Origin of the sequence: Herbidospora daliensis, assembly GCF_001570585.1 — a bacterium.
Lineage (GTDB): Bacteria > Actinomycetota > Actinomycetes > Streptosporangiales > Streptosporangiaceae > Herbidospora > Herbidospora daliensis.
On the sequence record NZ_BBXF01000010.1, the window covers coordinates 136,687 to 152,476 of the forward strand.

General features: G+C 70.7%; 15 protein-coding genes, 1 tRNA gene and 1 pseudogene. 7 read left to right on the forward strand and 10 right to left on the reverse strand.

Features of this window, described 5'->3' with window-relative positions; all coding sequences use genetic code 11:
* Positions 1 to 11 precede the first annotated feature (11 nt).
* Entirely contained in the window at positions 12 to 218 is a 207-nt protein-coding gene (locus AW274_RS35725; RefSeq protein ID WP_062442647.1) for a TOBE domain-containing protein, read from the reverse strand.
* A 76-nt stretch (positions 219 to 294) separates the two neighbouring features.
* On the opposite strand from AW274_RS35725, the gene AW274_RS35730 reads away from it, so the two are divergent.
* The 4 genes and pseudogenes from AW274_RS35730 (at position 295) to AW274_RS35745 (ending at position 3,199) form a co-directional block, all read left to right on the forward strand.
* On the forward strand, positions 295 to 1,053 hold the full coding sequence (locus tag AW274_RS35730) for an SDR family NAD(P)-dependent oxidoreductase (protein WP_062442650.1): 759 nt from the start codon (positions 295 to 297) through the stop codon (positions 1,051 to 1,053).
* A 29-nt stretch (positions 1,054 to 1,082) separates the two neighbouring features.
* Positions 1,083 to 1,997 carry an NADP-dependent oxidoreductase gene (locus AW274_RS35735; protein ID WP_062442654.1) on the forward strand — a complete coding sequence of 305 codons (915 nt, stop codon included), beginning with the start codon at positions 1,083 to 1,085 and terminating at the stop codon, positions 1,995 to 1,997.
* Between the two features lie 10 nt (positions 1,998 to 2,007).
* A pseudogene (locus AW274_RS35740) lies at positions 2,008 to 2,364 on the forward strand (TIGR03668 family PPOX class F420-dependent oxidoreductase); the annotation flags it as partial.
* A gap of 4 nt (positions 2,365 to 2,368) precedes the next feature.
* A complete protein-coding gene (locus AW274_RS35745; RefSeq protein WP_062442661.1) occupies positions 2,369 to 3,199 on the forward strand; it encodes a hypothetical protein in 831 nt (276 codons plus the stop codon).
* On the opposite strand, the gene AW274_RS35750 is transcribed toward AW274_RS35745, so the two are convergent.
* Positions 3,186 to 4,109, reverse strand: coding sequence for an alpha/beta hydrolase (locus AW274_RS35750; RefSeq protein ID WP_062442867.1), 924 nt, complete (start codon positions 4,107 to 4,109; stop codon positions 3,186 to 3,188). The genes AW274_RS35745 and AW274_RS35750 overlap by 14 nt on opposite strands.
* 170 nt (positions 4,110 to 4,279) lie before the next feature.
* On the opposite strand from AW274_RS35750, the gene AW274_RS35755 reads away from it, so the two are divergent.
* Positions 4,280 to 4,353: transfer RNA gene (locus tag AW274_RS35755), tRNA-Ile, on the forward strand.
* Positions 4,354 to 4,483: 130 nt separating this feature from the next.
* On the opposite strand, the gene AW274_RS35760 is transcribed toward AW274_RS35755, so the two are convergent.
* The gene (locus AW274_RS35760) at positions 4,484 to 7,060 is read right to left on the reverse strand and encodes a DUF5107 domain-containing protein (protein ID WP_062442666.1); all 2,577 of its coding nucleotides are present in this window, start codon (positions 7,058 to 7,060) and stop codon (positions 4,484 to 4,486) included.
* An 89-nt stretch (positions 7,061 to 7,149) separates the two neighbouring features.
* Here AW274_RS35760 and AW274_RS35765 point away from each other — a divergent pair, with 89 nt between their 5' ends.
* Positions 7,150 to 7,896: an IclR family transcriptional regulator gene (locus AW274_RS35765; protein WP_062442670.1), complete on the forward strand. Its 747-nt coding sequence runs from the start codon at positions 7,150 to 7,152 to the stop codon at positions 7,894 to 7,896.
* A gap of 5 nt (positions 7,897 to 7,901) precedes the next feature.
* Here the strand turns inward: AW274_RS35765 and AW274_RS35770 are convergent, their stop codons facing one another.
* The 3 genes from AW274_RS35770 to AW274_RS35780 all read right to left on the reverse strand — a co-directional run bounded on the left by AW274_RS35770 (position 7,902) and on the right by AW274_RS35780 (position 11,476).
* Positions 7,902 to 8,885: an ABC transporter permease gene (locus AW274_RS35770; protein ID WP_062442675.1), complete on the reverse strand. Its 984-nt coding sequence runs from the start codon at positions 8,883 to 8,885 to the stop codon at positions 7,902 to 7,904.
* A 103-nt stretch (positions 8,886 to 8,988) separates the two neighbouring features.
* A complete protein-coding gene (locus AW274_RS35775) occupies positions 8,989 to 10,419 on the reverse strand; it encodes a S1 family peptidase (RefSeq protein ID WP_062442679.1) in 1,431 nt (476 codons plus the stop codon).
* Positions 10,420 to 10,516: 97 nt separating this feature from the next.
* Entirely contained in the window at positions 10,517 to 11,476 is a 960-nt protein-coding gene (locus tag AW274_RS35780) for a LysR family transcriptional regulator (protein WP_062442682.1), read from the reverse strand.
* A gap of 154 nt (positions 11,477 to 11,630) precedes the next feature.
* On the opposite strand from AW274_RS35780, the gene AW274_RS35785 reads away from it, so the two are divergent.
* A complete protein-coding gene (locus AW274_RS35785) occupies positions 11,631 to 12,704 on the forward strand; it encodes a sugar ABC transporter substrate-binding protein (protein WP_157520912.1) in 1,074 nt (357 codons plus the stop codon).
* Here AW274_RS35785 and AW274_RS35790 read toward each other — a convergent pair.
* Genes AW274_RS35790 through AW274_RS35805 form a run of 4 tightly spaced genes read right to left on the reverse strand, consistent with a single transcriptional unit; the run spans position 12,690 to position 15,654 of the window.
* On the reverse strand, positions 12,690 to 12,923 hold the full coding sequence (locus AW274_RS35790; RefSeq protein ID WP_062442688.1) for a hypothetical protein: 234 nt from the start codon (positions 12,921 to 12,923) through the stop codon (positions 12,690 to 12,692). The two genes, AW274_RS35785 and AW274_RS35790, sit on opposite strands and share 15 nt — an antisense overlap.
* A gap of 12 nt (positions 12,924 to 12,935) precedes the next feature.
* Positions 12,936 to 14,600 (reverse strand): sodium:solute symporter family protein, encoded by a 1,665-nt coding sequence (locus tag AW274_RS35795; RefSeq protein ID WP_062442691.1) that lies wholly within the window; start codon positions 14,598 to 14,600, stop codon positions 12,936 to 12,938.
* 40 nt (positions 14,601 to 14,640) lie between these two features.
* Complete coding sequence (locus AW274_RS35800; RefSeq protein WP_157520913.1) at positions 14,641 to 15,015, reverse strand: type II toxin-antitoxin system PemK/MazF family toxin; 375 nt, start codon at positions 15,013 to 15,015, stop codon at positions 14,641 to 14,643.
* Entirely contained in the window at positions 15,016 to 15,654 is a 639-nt protein-coding gene (locus AW274_RS35805; protein ID WP_157520914.1) for a Panacea domain-containing protein, read from the reverse strand. It abuts the gene before it with no gap.
* Positions 15,655 to 15,790 lie beyond the last annotated feature (136 nt).

A 15,790-nucleotide genomic window follows, 5' to 3' on the forward strand; every position in this document is an offset into this window, starting at 1 on the left:
GCCCACGGTTCTCAGTCGGTCGCCAGGATCATGTCGGACGCCTTCACGTAGGCCGTGACCCGGCTGCCGACGCCCAGGCCGAGCTCCTCGGCCGCCTCGGTGGTGATCGACGCGACCAGCCGCAGGCCGCCCGCCGACAGTTCGACGTTGGCGGTGGCCTCGCCCCGCGTGAGCCCGGTGACCTCGGCCGGGATCGCGTTCCGTGCACTCAGTTTCATGATCGTCCTTTGCCCGGGCTTACGGTCGCGGAATCACCGGGTCCGTAGAGTGGGAACCGGACGAAAGGGGTAAGTCATGCGCCTTGACGGCACGGTCGCCCTGGTCACAGGGGCGTCGAGCGGAATCGGGGAGGCCGCCGCGGTGGCGCTCGCCCACCAGGGCGCCGCGGTCGCGGTGGTCGCCCGGCGGCGAGAACGCCTGGAGGAACTGGCCGCCCGGATCGGCAAGGACGGTGGCCGGGTCCTGGTGATCGAGGCCGACGTGACCGACGAGGCGCAGGCCCGCGCGGCCGTCGAACGCACCGCCGTCGAGCTCGGCCGCATCGACACCCTGGTCAACAACGCCGGCGTCATGCTCCTCGGGCCCGCCCAGCACGCGCCGATCGCCGAATGGCAGCGCATGGTCGAGGTCAACGTGCTGGGCCTGCTCTACTGCGCGCACGCCGCGCTGCCGCACCTGATCAGGGCCGCCGACGACGGCCCCCGCTACGTCGCCGACATGGTCAACGTCTCGTCGGTCGCCGGGCGCATCGCCCGCAGCGGCAGCGGCGTCTACAACCTCACCAAACACGGCGTCGGCGCGTTCAGCGAGTCCCTGCGGCAGGAGGTCACCAGGAAGCACGTGCGGATCTCGCTGATCGAGCCGGGCGCGGTCGAGACCGAGCTCGCCGGGCACAACCGGCCCGAGGTGCTGGAGGGCATCCGGAGCACCTTCGGCGACGTCGAGCGCATGCAGCCCGAGGACATCGCCGACGCGATCGCCTACGTCGTCACCCGGCCCCGGCACGTCGCGATCAACGAGGTGCTCATCCGGCCGACGGAGCAGGAACGGTAAGCCAGGAACGGCAAGCCAGGGAGGGCGAGATGCCGAAAGCCTACGTGTACCGGGAATACGGCGGCCCCGAGGTCGAGGAGTTCGCCGACCTGCCGAAACCGACCGCGGGTCCCGGCCAGGTGGTCGTCAAGGTCAGGGCCGCCGGGGTCAACCCGGCCGACTGGAAACGCCGCACCGGCTGGCGCCGGCCGGGCGTCACGCCCGACCACTTCCCCGCCGTCTTCGGCAACGAGGTCGCCGGGGTCATCGCCGAGATCGGCCCCGGCGTCACCGGCCTCAAGCCGGGAGAGGCCGTCTTCGGCAGCCCGCTGAAAGGCGGTTACGCCGAGTACGCCCTCCTCCCGGCGTCCGGCCTGGCCCGCAAGCCCGACGTGGTCTCGTTCGAGGACGCCGCCACCCTGCCGGTCGCCGCCGCCACGGCCTACGACGGCCTGCGCCAGCTCGGCCTGCCGGCCGGGGGCACCCTGCTGATCACCGGCGTCGGCGGGGGCGTCGGCACGGCCGCCGCGCAGATCGCCCGGCACGCCGGGGTGCGCGTGGTCGGCACCGCCGACCCGGCCAAACGGGAGTTCGTCGAGTCGCTGGGGGCGGCCTACGTGGAACCGGGCCCCGGCGTCGCCGAGCGGGTGCGCGCGGCGGCCCCGCAGGGCGTCGACGGGATCTACGACCTGGTCGGCGGCGACGCGCTGCGCGAGGTCGCGCCGCTGCTCGACGACCACTCGAAGCTGATCTCCGCCGGAGACCAGAGTACGGCCGAGGACCTCGGCGGCGGGCCGGTCGCGCGGGCCCGCACCAAGGAGGTGCTGGGCGCGGTCGCCGACCTGGTGGCCGAGGGCGTGCTCGACCCCCACGTGACCGCGACCTACCCGCTCGACCAGGCCGACCGGGCGCTGAGGGAGGTCGAGAACGGACACGCGCGAGGCAAGATCGTCATCACCGCGTGAGCGGTTCGCGGCGGCCCGGGTGGCCCGGCTGGCCACCTCGGGCCCGCACGTCGTGCCGGTGACGTTCGCCCTGGAGGGCGAGGTGATCGTGACGGCGGTCGACCACAAGCCGAAGTCGACGCGGCGGCTGCGCCGATTGGAGAACATCGCGGCCGATCCCCGGGTGAGCGTGCTCGTCGACCACTACGACGAGGAGTGGGAGCGGTTGTGGTGGGTGCGGGCCGACGGGACCGCCCGGGTCGTCGAGGAATGGCCGGTCGATTCGTTGACGGCAAAATATCCGCAATATCGAGAAATTCCGCCTGACGGGCCATTCATCGTGATTGACGTACATCTATGGCGGCATTGGGCGGCGCTGCCAGACTAGGCGCATGCCGTTATGGGGGAGACGCCTGCTGGTCGCGCTGGCGATCTGGGTGGCCACGCTCGTGTCCAGCATGTGGGTCCTGGCGGAAGACGACATCGGCAGCCTCGTGCCGGCCATCGCGGCTCCCGTCACGCTGGGGCTGATCCTCGGCTGGCTGGCACGACTGCCCTGGTGGTTGCCCGTCGGCCTGCTCGCGTTCCCCGGCGCCTACTTCCTGCTGGTCACCGCGCTGGAATGGAATCTGCTGCTCGACCACGACGTGGGGTGGCCGGTCATCATGGCGTATCCGGCGCTGGGTTTCCTGATCGTCTCCTGGTTCTTCTCCCCCGGGCTCCCGTGGCCGAAGATCGGCCTGGGCGTGCTCCTGATCGCGGGTTTCGCCGTGACGGGCCCGTTGGGGGAGCTCAAATCCGACCGCGAGTTCGAGGACATGATCGCCGCGGCCGAAGTCCCGCTGGTCGCGCCGGTCATCTCCGGGCACGAGCTGGTCTCGTCGAGCAGTATCCCGGGCTACGGGGAGATCGCGCTGACCTACGCGTCGCCCGACGGCAGGACGCGGGTCGAGGCCTCCCTCCACTCCGGGGCCAGCGATCCCGAGGAGATGTGCCTCGACCCGGTCTTCTGGTATCCGAACGACGCGGCCGCCGGCTGCCGCCAGGCCGCGCCGGGGGTGTGGGTCAGGTCCTCGGCCGGCTACACCGTGGCGACCGGCCGGGCGGGCGGCGTGACGATTCAGATGAGCGCCCGCGACGTGCCCGAAGCCGTTCTGGTGGGCGGCTTCGCGCGGACCCGGACGCTGACGGCGGAGGAACTGGTCGCGGTCAGGGACGTCTGAAGGCCGCTCGCAGGTTCCGGGCCACGTGCTCCCTGGCCTCGCCGGCGGCGTCGAAGAAGCCCGGGTAGGTGACGAACCCGTGCAGCGCGCCCGCGTAGTCGTGGTGGTCGACCGCCACCCCGGCGTCGGCCAGCGCCTTCGCGTAGGCCCGTCCCTCGTCGCGCAGCACGTCGTACTCGGCGGTGATGACGGTCGCCGGGGCCAGGCCCGACTTGTCCTCCAGATGAAGGGGGGACAGGCGCGGGTCGCGGGGGTCGGCGTGGGGGGCGTACTTGCGGACGACCCAGGCCATGTCGGTCACGCTGAGGCCGAAGCCGTGGGCGAACTCGGTGTAGCTGGGGGTGTCCATGGCCACGTCGACAACCGGGTAGATCAGGGCCTGGTGGACGAGCGGCAACCCGGAGTCGCGGGCCAGCCAGGCGGTCACGGCGGCCAGGTTGCCTCCGGCGCTGTCGCCCGCGACCGCGACCTGTCCGGGCACGGCGTCGTAGAAGGCGGGGCGGTCGAAGACGTCGCGGAGCACCGCCCAGGCGTCGTCGACGGCGGCCGGGAAGGCGTGCTCGGGGGCCAGCCGGTAGTCGGCCATCACGACCACCGCTCCGCTGCGAACGGCCAGGTCACGGCCGAGGGGGTCGAGCTGGGGGAGGGTACCGTAGACCCAGCCGCCGCCGTGCAGGTAGACCACGACGGGAAGCGGTCCTCCGCCGGTGGGGCGATAGATCCGTACGGGCACGCCCGCGGCCGTGGCGTCGACGGCGGAGAAGACCTCGACGGGGGCTCCGCGCTCGACGCTCTTGTTGTCGAGCTGACGCAGGACGGCGACCTCGTCGTCGGTGAGCGCGTCGAGGTCGGCGCCGGCGACGGGCGGGAAACGGTCGAGGAAGAATTGGGACTGCGGGTGCAGCGGCATGCGCGAGAACATACTCGACTTCGAGGGACGAATCTGCTCTGACGGTGAGCAATCGTCCAGACACCAAGAGGTCATCCACGGCAGGTAAGCGGACCCTAACGAACGACCTGATCACAAGTGAACTTCGGTGGGTCCCCCTGAAGAAGAACTGTGAGAGACTCCAGCATTGCGGGGCGGTAGCTCAGCCGGTCAGAGCATCGGACTCATAATCCGTGGGTCGTGGGTTCAAGTCCCACCCGCCCTACTCAAAACCCCAGGCCAACCCGCCGATGCGCGGACGGCCCTCCACAGGATATCCGGTGATCAAGGCAAGATGATCATTGGACCGTGCCGGAGAGCGGCCCGGTGGCACACCGGGCCGTCTCCACGCCCGATCAGAGGCCCGATTCGGCCGTCAGCAGAGTCGTGTCCCCTTCGGTGAGCACCAGCCGGGCTTGTCCGCCCGGATCGACCGTCCCGCCCAGCCGCACCGCGGTGTCGGCCGAGCCCGTGAACGTTTCAGAGTCGAGGGTCGCGCCCGTCGCCGCGTCGACCAGCGTCGCCCGCAGGCGCTTGCCGATCGCCGTGGCGAACAGGCGGCCGGTGACCGCGCCCGACGGGTCGACCTTGACCTCGGCCGCGCCGTGGGCGTTGGCGTTGGTGACGCCGCCCAGATCCATGGTGGGCAGGTAGGTCTCCGTCCACGACAGGGTCTCGCCGGCCTTCAGGACGGCCGGGGTGAAGAACTTCGGCGACGCGCCCGCCCACAGTTCGATGTACGGGCGGGCCGAGTTGCCCTTGCTGTAGACGTTGGTGTCGAAGGAGTTGTTCTGGCCCCACTCCCAGAACTTCATGCCCGGCGTCTTCTTGTTGTCGCCGACCCTGATGACGCCCTCGTTGTTCTCGTGGTTGATCACGCCCCACCAGTCGCCCTGCGGCAGGGTGGCGAGGTCCTGGCCGTAGGCGATGCCGTCGCGGGTCCAGTTGGACATCTGGTTGAGCCGGTCGAGCTTGAGCAGGCCCGACCCGGCCGGTCCGGCCGGTTCCTCGACGCTCTCCATCCACCGGTAGCCGGGGTCGCGGTAGATCGTCTTGACGGGGGAGACGACCGACATGGTCGGCGATCCCTCGTGGGAGGGCGCGCCGGGGGCCAGGGTGGTGCAGGTCCAGTATTCGAAGCGCCGGTCCTCGGCGCCCGGGTTCTCGATGCTGACGGTCATGTCGAGGGTCGGCTTCCTGGCGTCGATCGTGTAGGTGACCGAGGTCTTCAGGCCGGTCGCGCCGTAGACGTACCGGCTGGGTTTGAACGGGTAGTCGACGTCGTCGGTCTTGGTGACGGTCAGCGCGAAGCGGCCGTTCTCCTGCTTGATCGAGTAGTCCCACGGGACGTTCCAGAACTTGCCGTGCTCGGCCTCGGTGAGCGTGGGGAACACGCCGCCCCAGACCATCAGCCAGTTCTGGTAGAAGGGCGAGTTGCCGGGGGTGCCGGGGGCGGCGCTGGAGAAGCCGTAGGGGGTGCCGACCGGGTTGGTGTAGAAGAGGTCGTGGCCGGTGGGCTTGTAGATCATCGAGACCAGGCGGCCGCCGTACTCCGGGGCGAAGACGGCCTTCAGGTACTTGGTGTCGACCTCGACGGTCTTGATCGTCTGGCCGGTGACCTTGTCGGCCACGCCGTCGCGGCGGACCGAGACGCCGTCGGCGCTGACCGTGTGGTCGTAGCGCTGGAAGACCGTGGTGGCGCGGGTGTTCACCTTCAGGTGGTCGGGGCCGTGGGGGGTGAAGCCGGGGGCGGCGGGTCTCGGGTGGCGGGGGGCCTGCACGGGCACGGTGGCGGTGCCGGTGCTGACCGTGCCGGTGACGTCCTTCAGCGCGCCCTCGACGAGGGCGACGGTGCCGCGCGCGCCGGGCTTGAGGGGGTCGTCGAGCTTGACGACCAGGGTCGAGGCGTCGGGGAAGTAGGCGGCGTCGTCGCGCAGCGTCTCCCGCAGGCCGGTGAACCGCAGCAGGGCGCGGACCTGGGCGGCGGTCACGTTCGTGCCGCTCACGCCGGTCCGGGTCTCCTTGACGGGCAGGGTTCCGGCGGTCGCGATCCGGCGGCTGAACCGGATCGTGATCCGGTCGCCGGTGTCGGCGACCTCGACCCCGGTGATCTTCGGGGCGGCGTAGGCTCCGCCGCCCGCCGTCACGTCGGCGGCGACCTTGGTGGCGGCCGCTCCCGCGTTGGTGGTCAGGCGCAGCGCCGGGGCCAGCGCGAGCCGGGACGGGCCGGTCAGGTCGGCGCCGAAGTAGAGGCGGTGGACACGCTGGGCGGTGCCGGGGACGCTCTCGACGTACACGGGCCTGGAAACGGTGTCGCCACTGGTCAGCGTGATGTCCGCGCCCGTGTAGGCGCCGGCGGGCAGGCCCGACCAGAGGGTGTCGGCGAAGGCGACCTCGATCGTGCGCGAGTCGAGCTGTTTCGCCGAGGCGATCCGGGCGAACGCGGCGTCGGCGGCGGTGCCGGTGAACGCGACCGGTCTGGTCGAGGTGCCGGGCAGGGCGCGGCCGTCGGCGGAGCGGAAGAACAGGTCGCCGAGCCGGTCGGCGCCGCCGTCGAACCAGAGTTCGTAGCTTTCGGCGTCGAGGGTGACGCCGGGGCCCAGGACCACCCGCAGGGTCCGGTGGCCGGGGGAGTCGACGGGACGCACGGTCGTGCCGGTGATCTGGGAGACGGGGCGGCCGTCGAGCGCGCCGCCGCTGATCCTGACGAACTGCCCGGCGTACGCCGGGTTCGCCGCCGTGAACTGGAGGAGGTCGGGCCCGAGGGTGGTGCTGAAGGTGATGTCGATCGAGCGGTCGTCGACCGCGGTGATCCCGCTGACCCGCAGCGGCGCGTGCTGCGGCGCCGCCAACGCGGGCGCGGGGAGCGCCACGAGCGTGGCTCCCACGGAGGTCATCGCCAGGGCCAGGGCTAAGAGGGCGCGGTTCGGCACGGGGATCCTCTCCGAGTGTTCCGTCTGGCGGAACGCTGGCTTGCGTGATGGAATGGTTGAGACGCTAAGTTGAAGGGATCAACCTGTCAATGGACCCCAAATCGGGTAATGCGGTCACCAAGGCAGTGAAAGTGCTGGAAGCGGCGGTCGCCGGACCGGGTCCGCGCCGGTTCGCCGAGATCTGCGCCGACGCGGGGCTGCCGAAGGCGAGCGTGCACCGCATCCTGTCGACGCTGGTGGAGCTCGGCTTCGTGGCCGGCGAGGGCGGCGGCTCCTACCGGGCCGGGATCCGGATGCTGGCGCTGGCCGAGGAGGTCAAGGCCGCCGGGGCCGACGGGGTCGGCGAGGTGCTGACCCGGCTCTGCGGGGAGGTCCGGCAGACCGTGCACTTCGCCCTGCGCAGCGGCGACCACGCGGTCTACGTGCACAAGGCCGAGGGCGACCGGCCCTACCGGATGGCCTCGCGGGTGGGCATGCGGCTGCCGCTCCACTCGACGGCGATCGGCAAGTGCGTGCTCGCGCACCTGCCCCCGGGCGAACTCGCCGACGTGCTGGCCGCCGCCGGGCTGTCCGCCCGGACTCCCGCCACCTTCGTGTCGGCCGACCTGCTGGCGGTCGAACTGGCCGGGATCCGCGACCGAGGGTACGCCGTCGACGACGAGGAGAACGAGACGGCGATCAGGTGCATCGGGGCGCCGGTCTTCGACCGGGCCGGGCAGGTGGTGGGCGGGGTCAGCGTCTCCACGGTCGCGCCGCTGCTGCCGCGCGAGGAGCTGCTCGCCTTCGTCCCGGCCCTGCGGGCGGCCGCCTCGGCCGTGACCCGCCTGCTGCACTAGGCGCGTCAGCCCAGGTGGGCGACGATCTTCGGGCGCAGCACCATGGCCGTCAGGGCCGCCGCGGCGGTCGTGCCCGCCACCGCCAGGATCGCCGGCGTGGTGATCTCCAGGCCCGCCGACGCCACGATGACCGCCGCCGTCGCCGTCAGGCTCAGCACCGTCGTCGTCAGCAGCAGGCTAGTGGTGGTCGCCGTCTGCCTGCCCGTGTACGCCGTCAGCGCCGCCCCCATCACCAGCAGCGAGCCCACCACGCCGAGCACCGGCGGCAGGGTCTCGGCCGTCACGTCGCCGCCGGCCAGCATCTCCGTGTGGGTCACGACGTCGTAGTCGCTGCCCAGGGAGGTCTGCAGGCGGTCGCGCAGCTCGCCGGGGTCGACGTCGGAGGCGGCCCGGACGTGCACCGCCTCGGTCTCCAGCGACCCGACCAGGTCGGCCGCCGACATCGGCAGCACGCCCAGGGTGCCCCGCACGTCGAAGGTCGGGTTGCCCCGGGAGGCGGTCACGCCGGTGATCTCGAAGGCGCGGTCGGCCCCGTTCCCGTGCACGGTGATCGTGTCGCCGAGTTCCAGATGCAGCTGGTCGGCGGTGCGCTTGTCGAGGACCGCGTCGGAGGCGCTGCGCGGGGCCTCGCCCTCCATGCCCGACGACGACAGCAGCGCCATGTCGAGGGCGACCGCCTCCAGCGGGACCAGGGTGCCGAACCCGACCAGGCCGACCTCGCCGCCCTGGACGGGGACGGCCTCGGCGACGCCGGGCACCGCGCGGATCTGGGGGACGGCCGTCGCGGGCAGGGACGGGATGGTGCCGAGCCCCGGATAGCCTGCGGGGAGGACGGCCGCGTCAAAGGGGGATTCGTCGCCCGACAGGCACCGGGCGAGGTGCCAGCCGGCGCCGGAGAGGTGGAGCCCCGTGCCGATCAGGAGCAGACCGGCGAGTGCTGCGACGATGCAGCCCGCCAGCGTCCTGAGAGCGCGGCTGGTGCCCGGCATTGACGTCCCCCATACGAGTTATCCGAAAAGGTCTCAAAATGGTCAACACCGCCGGGCCGCAAATAAAGCCCGACGGTGCTGAATTGGCCGAAAGCTTTACTTTCTACGGGCGGGTGTAGGTCAACGAGAAGGAGCCCGAGCCGCTGTAGGCGTGGACGCGGTAGCGGTAGGTGCCCGCACTCCCGGTGTAGGTGACGGACTCGTCGGGGCCGGAGCTGGTGCCGCTGGCCACGGTGGTCCAGGTCGAGCCGCTCAGGCGCTGGAGGTAGAGGTCGAAGTCGGTGCCGTTCGGGCCGTCGAGGCAGACGGTGTGGGTGCCGGCGTTGGCGGTGAACTGGCTGCTGTTGCCGTACTGGCCGCTGCTCAGCGAGCCCGTGAGGGTGCCGCCGTTGCAGGTGCCGCCCCCGCCGCCGCCCGTGGTGGTCAGGGTCAGGCCGTAGGCCGAGAGGATCTCGTTGACCGGCTGGAAGTAGGTCGTGCCGCCGACGGAGCAGTTGCCGCTGCCGCCGGAGGTGACGCCCTGCGCCTGGGTGCCGGAGATCCACGAGCCGCCCGAGTCGCCGGGCTCGGCGCAGACGTTGGTGCGGGTCACGCCCGAGACGGTGCCCTGCGAGTAGGTGACCGACGTGCCGATCTGCTGGACGGTGCCGCAGTGCCAGCCGGTGGTGGAGCCGGAACGGCAGATCGAGCCGCCGACGACCTGCGCCGTCGAGCCCGACACGGTGGCCGAGGTGCCGGCCACGGTCGGCGTCGGAGTCCAGTTGGCGTTCACCGCGACCCAGGCGTAGTCGTTGCCGGGGAACGAGGAGCCCTGGAAGGTGCCCTGCGCGACCCGGTTGTAGCCCTGGGTGGAGGCGCCGACGTTGCCGCAGTGCCCGGCGGTCACGAAGCCGGGGGTGCTGCCGCGGGTGATCGAGAAGCCGATGGAGCAGCGGCCCGAGTTGTTGATGTAGTAGGCGTCGCCGCCGCGCAGGTTGTAGTAGGTCTGCGGCACCTCGGTGCTGGCGACGTACGTCACGGCCGCCTTGTCGACTCCGGCGGCGGCCACGAACGCCTCGGCGGCGGCCTGGTCGCGGGTCTCGACGACGACCGAGTTCGACTTCACGTCGACGTAGTAGACGGGCACGGTCTGCGGGGCCGCGGCGGCGTCGAGCTTGTCTTTGAGCGCGGTCAGGTCGCCCAACGACCGGGTGACGAGCTGGGCCTTGGCGCCGCCGGCCTGGATGGCGGCGATCTTGGAGGCGTCGGAGGTGGCGACCGTCAGCGAGTTCGCGGTGTCGCCGCTGAGCCACGAGCCGCCGAAGGCGGCGCCGAGGTCGGTGCGGACCTTGCCTTCGAGCTTGCCGAGCCGGGCCTCGTTGACGAGACGGAGCTGGGCCTGCTCGGCGGAGAGGTTGAGGTCGCGCTGGAGGGCGTCCAACATCGACGGTGCCGGTTTCGCCGGCGCCGCGACGGCGGCCGGGGCGGAGGACAGGACGAGGGCGACGCCCATGGTGAGGGCGCTCGCCGCGCTCAGGATGTGCCTGCTGCGCATCGATTCTCCTTGGGGGCTGGGAGTGCCCTGAACGTAAACTGCGGGCACACCCCCAGAGGAGCCGTCGTTTGCCCCCTATCACCGTGTTATGACCCGGTCACGGCATGGTGCCGTATCCCGGGTTCCGGGCCAGCCAGTTCGAATACGACGTGCTCTGCCTGACCGCGTCCAGGTGGGAGAACTTGGCGTGGCTGACCACGGCCGGCGCCGAGAGCGCGGCCGGGGTCTCCGGATGCCAGCCGAGCAGCTGCCGCCAGCGCAGCGGCGCCCCGCGCAGGGGTAAGGCCACCATGCCCTCGCTCCGGCGGAAGGTGGCCTGGCACAACGCCACGGCGCGGCCGACCCGCACCAGGTGGACGCAGGTCGCGACGTCGGTCTCGTAGATCGCCTCCGGGGCGAAGCCCGCCCGCGACGCGGCCACGGCGAAGCACTCGCCGAAGCAGCCGTCGCCGGGGGTGACCGCCCACTGCTCCCTGGCGAAGTCGCCGAGCTCGACCTCCCGTTCCCCGGCCAGCGGATGCGACTCGGCGACCAGCACGAACACCGGGTCGTTGGCGACCAGCGCCCACGACAGCGCCTCGTCGCCGGGCGGCCGGGAGTCGCCGCAGACGCCGAAGAGCACGAAGTCGAGCCGGCCGAGCATCACCTTGGTGGCCAGTTCCCCGGTCGACCACGAGGTGGCGGTGGTGATCACCGCGCCGGGCTCGGCGGCGGCCAGCCGGTCGACCAGGCCGCCCAGGATCGGCCCGTTCGCGGCGCCGATCCGGTAGCGGCGGCCGTCGGGTTCGCCGTTGGCGAGCCGGGCGGCCTCCTCCTGCAGTTGCTGCACGGCGGGCAGCAGCACCTGCGCGCGGGCGAGCACCAGCTCCCCGAGCGCGGTCGGGCGGGAACCGGTGTGGTCGCGCTCGAACAGGCTGCCTCCGAGTGCCCGTTCGATCCGCTTCAGCTGTGCGGTGAGCGCGGGCTGGGCGAGCCCGAGCGCACTGGCCGCCTTGGTGACGCTGCCGGTCTCGGCGACCATACGCACGATTCTCAAGTGGCGGAGCTCCAGGTCCATAACGCGAAGGTATGACCCTCGAATAACTCCAGCAATGATGATTTGTCACACATTCTGACTAGTCATGTCGGAAAAGGTCCATCAAGACTCCTCCGCCGCCGTTAGCCCTCGGCAACGCGCAGGGTAGGCCTCCCCAGACGAACGGGGGACATGAGTGAGGACCTTTCTCGCGCTGGCGCTGGTTGTCGGCATGGCCGCCTGCGCCGCCGAGAAGCCCAGGGCGACGGGTCCCGCCGAGATCATCGCGCGAGGGTTCAAGATCGGGCTGATGCTCCCCGACCTGACGACGCCCCGGTGGGAGAAGTTCGACCGTCCGTACATCACCTCGTCGGTCGCCCAGCTCTGCCCCAACTGCGAGATCGTCCCGGTCAACGCCGAGGGCGACCCCGTCGCGCAGGGCCGCCAGCTCGACCAGCTGACCGCGCAGGGCGTCAAGACCGTCATCCTCACCCCGGTGGACGCCCGCGGCATCCAGCCGTCGGTCGACCGCGCCGCCGCACGGGCGGTCAGGATCGTCTCGTACGACCGCCTCGCCGAAGGCCCCATCGACGCCTACACCTCCTTCGACAACGTCGAGGTGGGCCGCCTCCAGGGCCAGGCCCTGGTCGACGCCATCAGGGCGCGCGGCCGCAGGGGCCAGATCATCATGCTCAACGGCCCCGTCACCGACCCCAACTCCGCCGAGTTCAGGGCCGGCGCCCACGCTGCCCTCGACGGGCGGGTCCGCATCGGCGCCGAGTACGACACCCCCGGCTGGAGCGCCGAGGAGGCCGAACGCGAGTCGGAGATGGCCATGGACCGCCTCGGCCTCGACAGCATCGTCGGCGTGTACGCCGCCAACGACGGCCTCGCCGGCGGCGCCGCGGGCTCGATCCGCGACTCGGGCCTGCCCCCCGACACCCCGCTGACCGGCATGGACGCCGACCTGGACGCCATCCACCGCATCATGCTCGGCACCCAGACCATGACCATCTACAAGCCGATCCAGCCCGAGGCGCAGAACGCCGCGCAACTGGCCGTCGACCTCGGCGCCGGACGGCCGATCCGGGGCACCAGCACGGTGAACAACGACACCGAGGCGGACATCCCCGCCATGATCACCAAGGCGATCGTGGTCACCCGGTCGACCATCAAGGACACCGTCGTCAAGGACGGCTTCTGGACCGCCAACGAGGTCTGCAACCCCGCCCAGATGCGGCCGATGTGCCTGGAGCTAGGCATCGCCTGAGTTCTCGTCGGACGGGTCGGGCACGTCCTTGGGCCGCAGCCGCTCCCACAGCAGGAACACCCCCGCCAGCACCAGCATGCCGATCCCGGTCCACAGGTTGATGCGCACCCCCTCGGCCTTCGCGATCTCCTCGGCCCCGTCGAGGAGGCCGGCCACGACCAGGATCACGCCGTAGACGGCGAACAGGCCGCCCAGGATGCGGCGGATGTCGAACAACATCGGGTGTCCCCCTTACAGGAAAGGCAGGTAGAAGGCGGCGGCCAGGACCAGCGCGCCGGAGCCGAGCACCACGGGCGAGCGGTACCACGCCTTGTCCCCGGCGATGGAGTCGTCCTTGAGGTCGACGTCGGTCAGGCCGTACACCAGACCCCGCAGCTCCTCCTCCGGCTTCGGCGTGGTCACCAGCGTGATCGCGACCGACACGATCGCGTCGACCAGGAAGGCCGCCCCCGCCGCGACGAACGACGCGTTCAGGTCGGTGCCCAGGTCGATCAGCTCGGCCCGGTAGGGGATGTAGACCGCGAACGCCGCCAGGGTGCCCGCGATGATGCCCCAGAAGCCGGCCCACGGCGTCATCCGCTTCCAGAACAGGCCGATGATGAACGTCGCGAACAGGGGCGCGTTGAAGAACGCGAACAGCGCCTGCAGGTAGTTCATGATGTTGGAGAACCCGGCCGCGATGAACGCGGTCCCGATGCCCGCCACCACACCGCCGATGGTGGCGACGCGGCCCAGGCGTACATAGAACTCGTCGGGCTTGTCGCCGTTCACGTGGCCTTTCCAGATGTCGTACGTGAACACGGTGTTGAAGCCCGAGATGTTGGCCGCCATGCCGGCCATGAACGACGCGAGCAGACCGGTCACCGCGACGCCGAGCACGCCGTTGGGCAGGAACTCGTTCATCAGCAGCGGGATCGCGTAGTTGTACGCCGGCCCGCCGTCCTTGCCGAGGTCGGAGAACAGCACGAGCGCGACCAGCCCCGGGATCACCGTGACCACCGGGATCAGCAGCTTCGGATACGCCGCCACGATCGGCGTCAGCCGCGCCGCGTTGGTGTTCCGCGCCGACAACCCGCGCTGCACCTCGGCGAAGTTGGTCGTCCAGTAGCCGAACGACAACACGAACCCGAGGCCGAACACGATCCCGATCCAGCTCGCCCCCAGCGGATTGTCCGTGGACGCGGTCGTCGACCACGTGTGCAGCCCGCCGTCGCCGAGCACGCTCTCGCGCACCTTCTGGCCGAGCCCCTCGAACCCGCCGACCCGGATCAGCCCCAGCACCACCACGGGCACCAGCCCCGCGATGATCACGAAGAACTGCATCACCTCGTTGTAGATCGCCGACGACAACCCGCCCAGCGTGATGTACGCCAGCACGATCGCCGCCGACACGATCACCGACAACCACAGGGGCCAGCCGAGCAGCGCCTCCATCACCAGGGCCAGCGCGTAGAGGTTGATCCCCGCGATCAGCACCTGCGCGACCGCGAACGCGATGGCGTTGAACAGCTGGGTCGCCGGATTGAACCTCCTTCGAAGGAATTCCGGGACGCTGTGCACCTTCGACCGGTAGTAGAACGGCATCATCACGATGCCGAGGAACACCATGGCCGGAACAGCGCCGATCCAGTAGTAGTGCACGGTCATGAGGCCGTACTGGGCTCCGTTGGCGGCCATGCCAAGGATCTCGATCGCCCCGAGGTTGGCGGAGACGAACGCGAGACCCGTGATCCACGCGGGCAGGGCACGCCCGGCGAGGAAGAAGTCGCTGGAGGAGCGGATGGCGCGGCGGGCGGCGAAACCGATGCCCACCACGACGGCGAAGTAGAGCGCCAGGATCAGATAGTCCAGCGCGTTGACATCCAGGCGGAGGTCCTGGGGAGCGAGTGCGAGCACGGACCCCCGCTACCCCCGAACCTCACCGCATCACGTGGGTTCAGTCGAGCAGACCGAGGTACTGGGCCAGCCGCGCCTGGACCTGGGTCAGCAGGTTCTCGTCGAGGGCGCCGGTCCGGTCTTCCAGGACCGACTTCATCAGCGGCTGGACCGCCGGGATCCTGATCCAGCATTTCTTGGTGGCACCGCCCTGACCCCTGGCGAGCTGGATGTCGAAGGCGGTGCGCTGCCTCGTCGAGCCCGAGATCGGGCAGATCAGGACGACTGGCCAGTCGGGGTCACGGTTCGGCCCTCCACCCGTGACGACGACGACCATGCGGCGCTCGTCGTGGACGACACGCTTGTCCTCCGGGAGCAGGCGGACGACCTTGTCGTTCACGAGGTAGACGCCACCGGCCACATAGGGACCCGGCACTTATTCTTCCTCCATGAGGTGGCGGGTCGCCTCGGCACGGTGGTCGGCGAGGTGGGAGATCTCCTCGACCAGATCGTCGACACCGCCGGGCTCGTGGTCGGGCAGGGGGTTGTCGGCCACCCACCGGCGGAGCCGGTCGAGACCTGAACCCAGATCGGGGAGCGGCGCCCCGCCGGCCAGGTCGAGCCGGTGATTGTGCTCGACCGCCATTCTCATGGGGGGCGTCTGGAAGGTGTAGCTCGTCAGCTGGTTCGCCGACCACCGGCCGAATTCGGCCAGGACGCCGTCGATGATCTCGGCGATCCCGTCGTCGACGGCCGTTTCCGGTGTGTCGATCAAGTGGATGACACGTTCGCGGTTTCCGGTGAAGGGATCGACGCTCTCCGCCACGAGGATGACGTGGGCTTCGGAGAGGTCGCGCTCGATCTCGGCGAGGCGGACGCTGTGGGGGCCGTGGTCGCTCCATCGCCACTCGACTCCGGACCCCGGCGGCACACCGCGTTCGAAGGCGCTGAGGTCGGCTAGGTAGAGGAGGTTGGCCAGTTTGCTGTGGTTGACGCGCATGCCGCTGGTGCGGGCCGCCGCGAGCAGGTAGGCGACGGCCGCGGCGGGTCCGCGGAGAGGCGCAGAGGCCGACACGGTGCCCAGTTTAAGGACCGGCTGCGCCATGACCAGTGCCTCCCGCCTGTCACGCCATCGAATGCATGTTCTGTTTTGTCCGGCCGATTGCCGTAACGATACGCTACGGCTCGGTCGCGGGCTGTGTGAATGGCGG

Bases quoted from the DNA above. Each gene is read 5' to 3' on its own strand.
- AW274_RS35765 (WP_062442670.1), top strand. From the start codon at position 7,150: ATGGACCCCAAATCGGGTAATGCGGTCACCAAGGCAGTGAAAGTGCTG.
- AW274_RS35745 (WP_062442661.1), top strand. From the start codon at position 2,369: ATGCCGTTATGGGGGAGACGCCTGCTGGTCGCGCTGGCGATCTGGGTG.
- AW274_RS35725 (WP_062442647.1), bottom strand. From the start codon at position 218: ATGAAACTGAGTGCACGGAACGCGATCCCGGCCGAGGTCACCGGGCTC.
- AW274_RS35780 (WP_062442682.1), bottom strand. From the start codon at position 11,476: ATGGACCTGGAGCTCCGCCACTTGAGAATCGTGCGTATGGTCGCCGAG.
- AW274_RS35770 (WP_062442675.1), bottom strand. From the start codon at position 8,885: ATGCCGGGCACCAGCCGCGCTCTCAGGACGCTGGCGGGCTGCATCGTC.
- AW274_RS35730 (WP_062442650.1), top strand. From the start codon at position 295: ATGCGCCTTGACGGCACGGTCGCCCTGGTCACAGGGGCGTCGAGCGGA.
- AW274_RS35750 (WP_062442867.1), bottom strand. From the start codon at position 4,109: ATGCCGCTGCACCCGCAGTCCCAATTCTTCCTCGACCGTTTCCCGCCC.
- AW274_RS35775 (WP_062442679.1), bottom strand. From the start codon at position 10,419: ATGCGCAGCAGGCACATCCTGAGCGCGGCGAGCGCCCTCACCATGGGC.
- AW274_RS35790 (WP_062442688.1), bottom strand. From the start codon at position 12,923: ATGTTGTTCGACATCCGCCGCATCCTGGGCGGCCTGTTCGCCGTCTAC.
- AW274_RS35735 (WP_062442654.1), top strand. From the start codon at position 1,083: ATGCCGAAAGCCTACGTGTACCGGGAATACGGCGGCCCCGAGGTCGAG.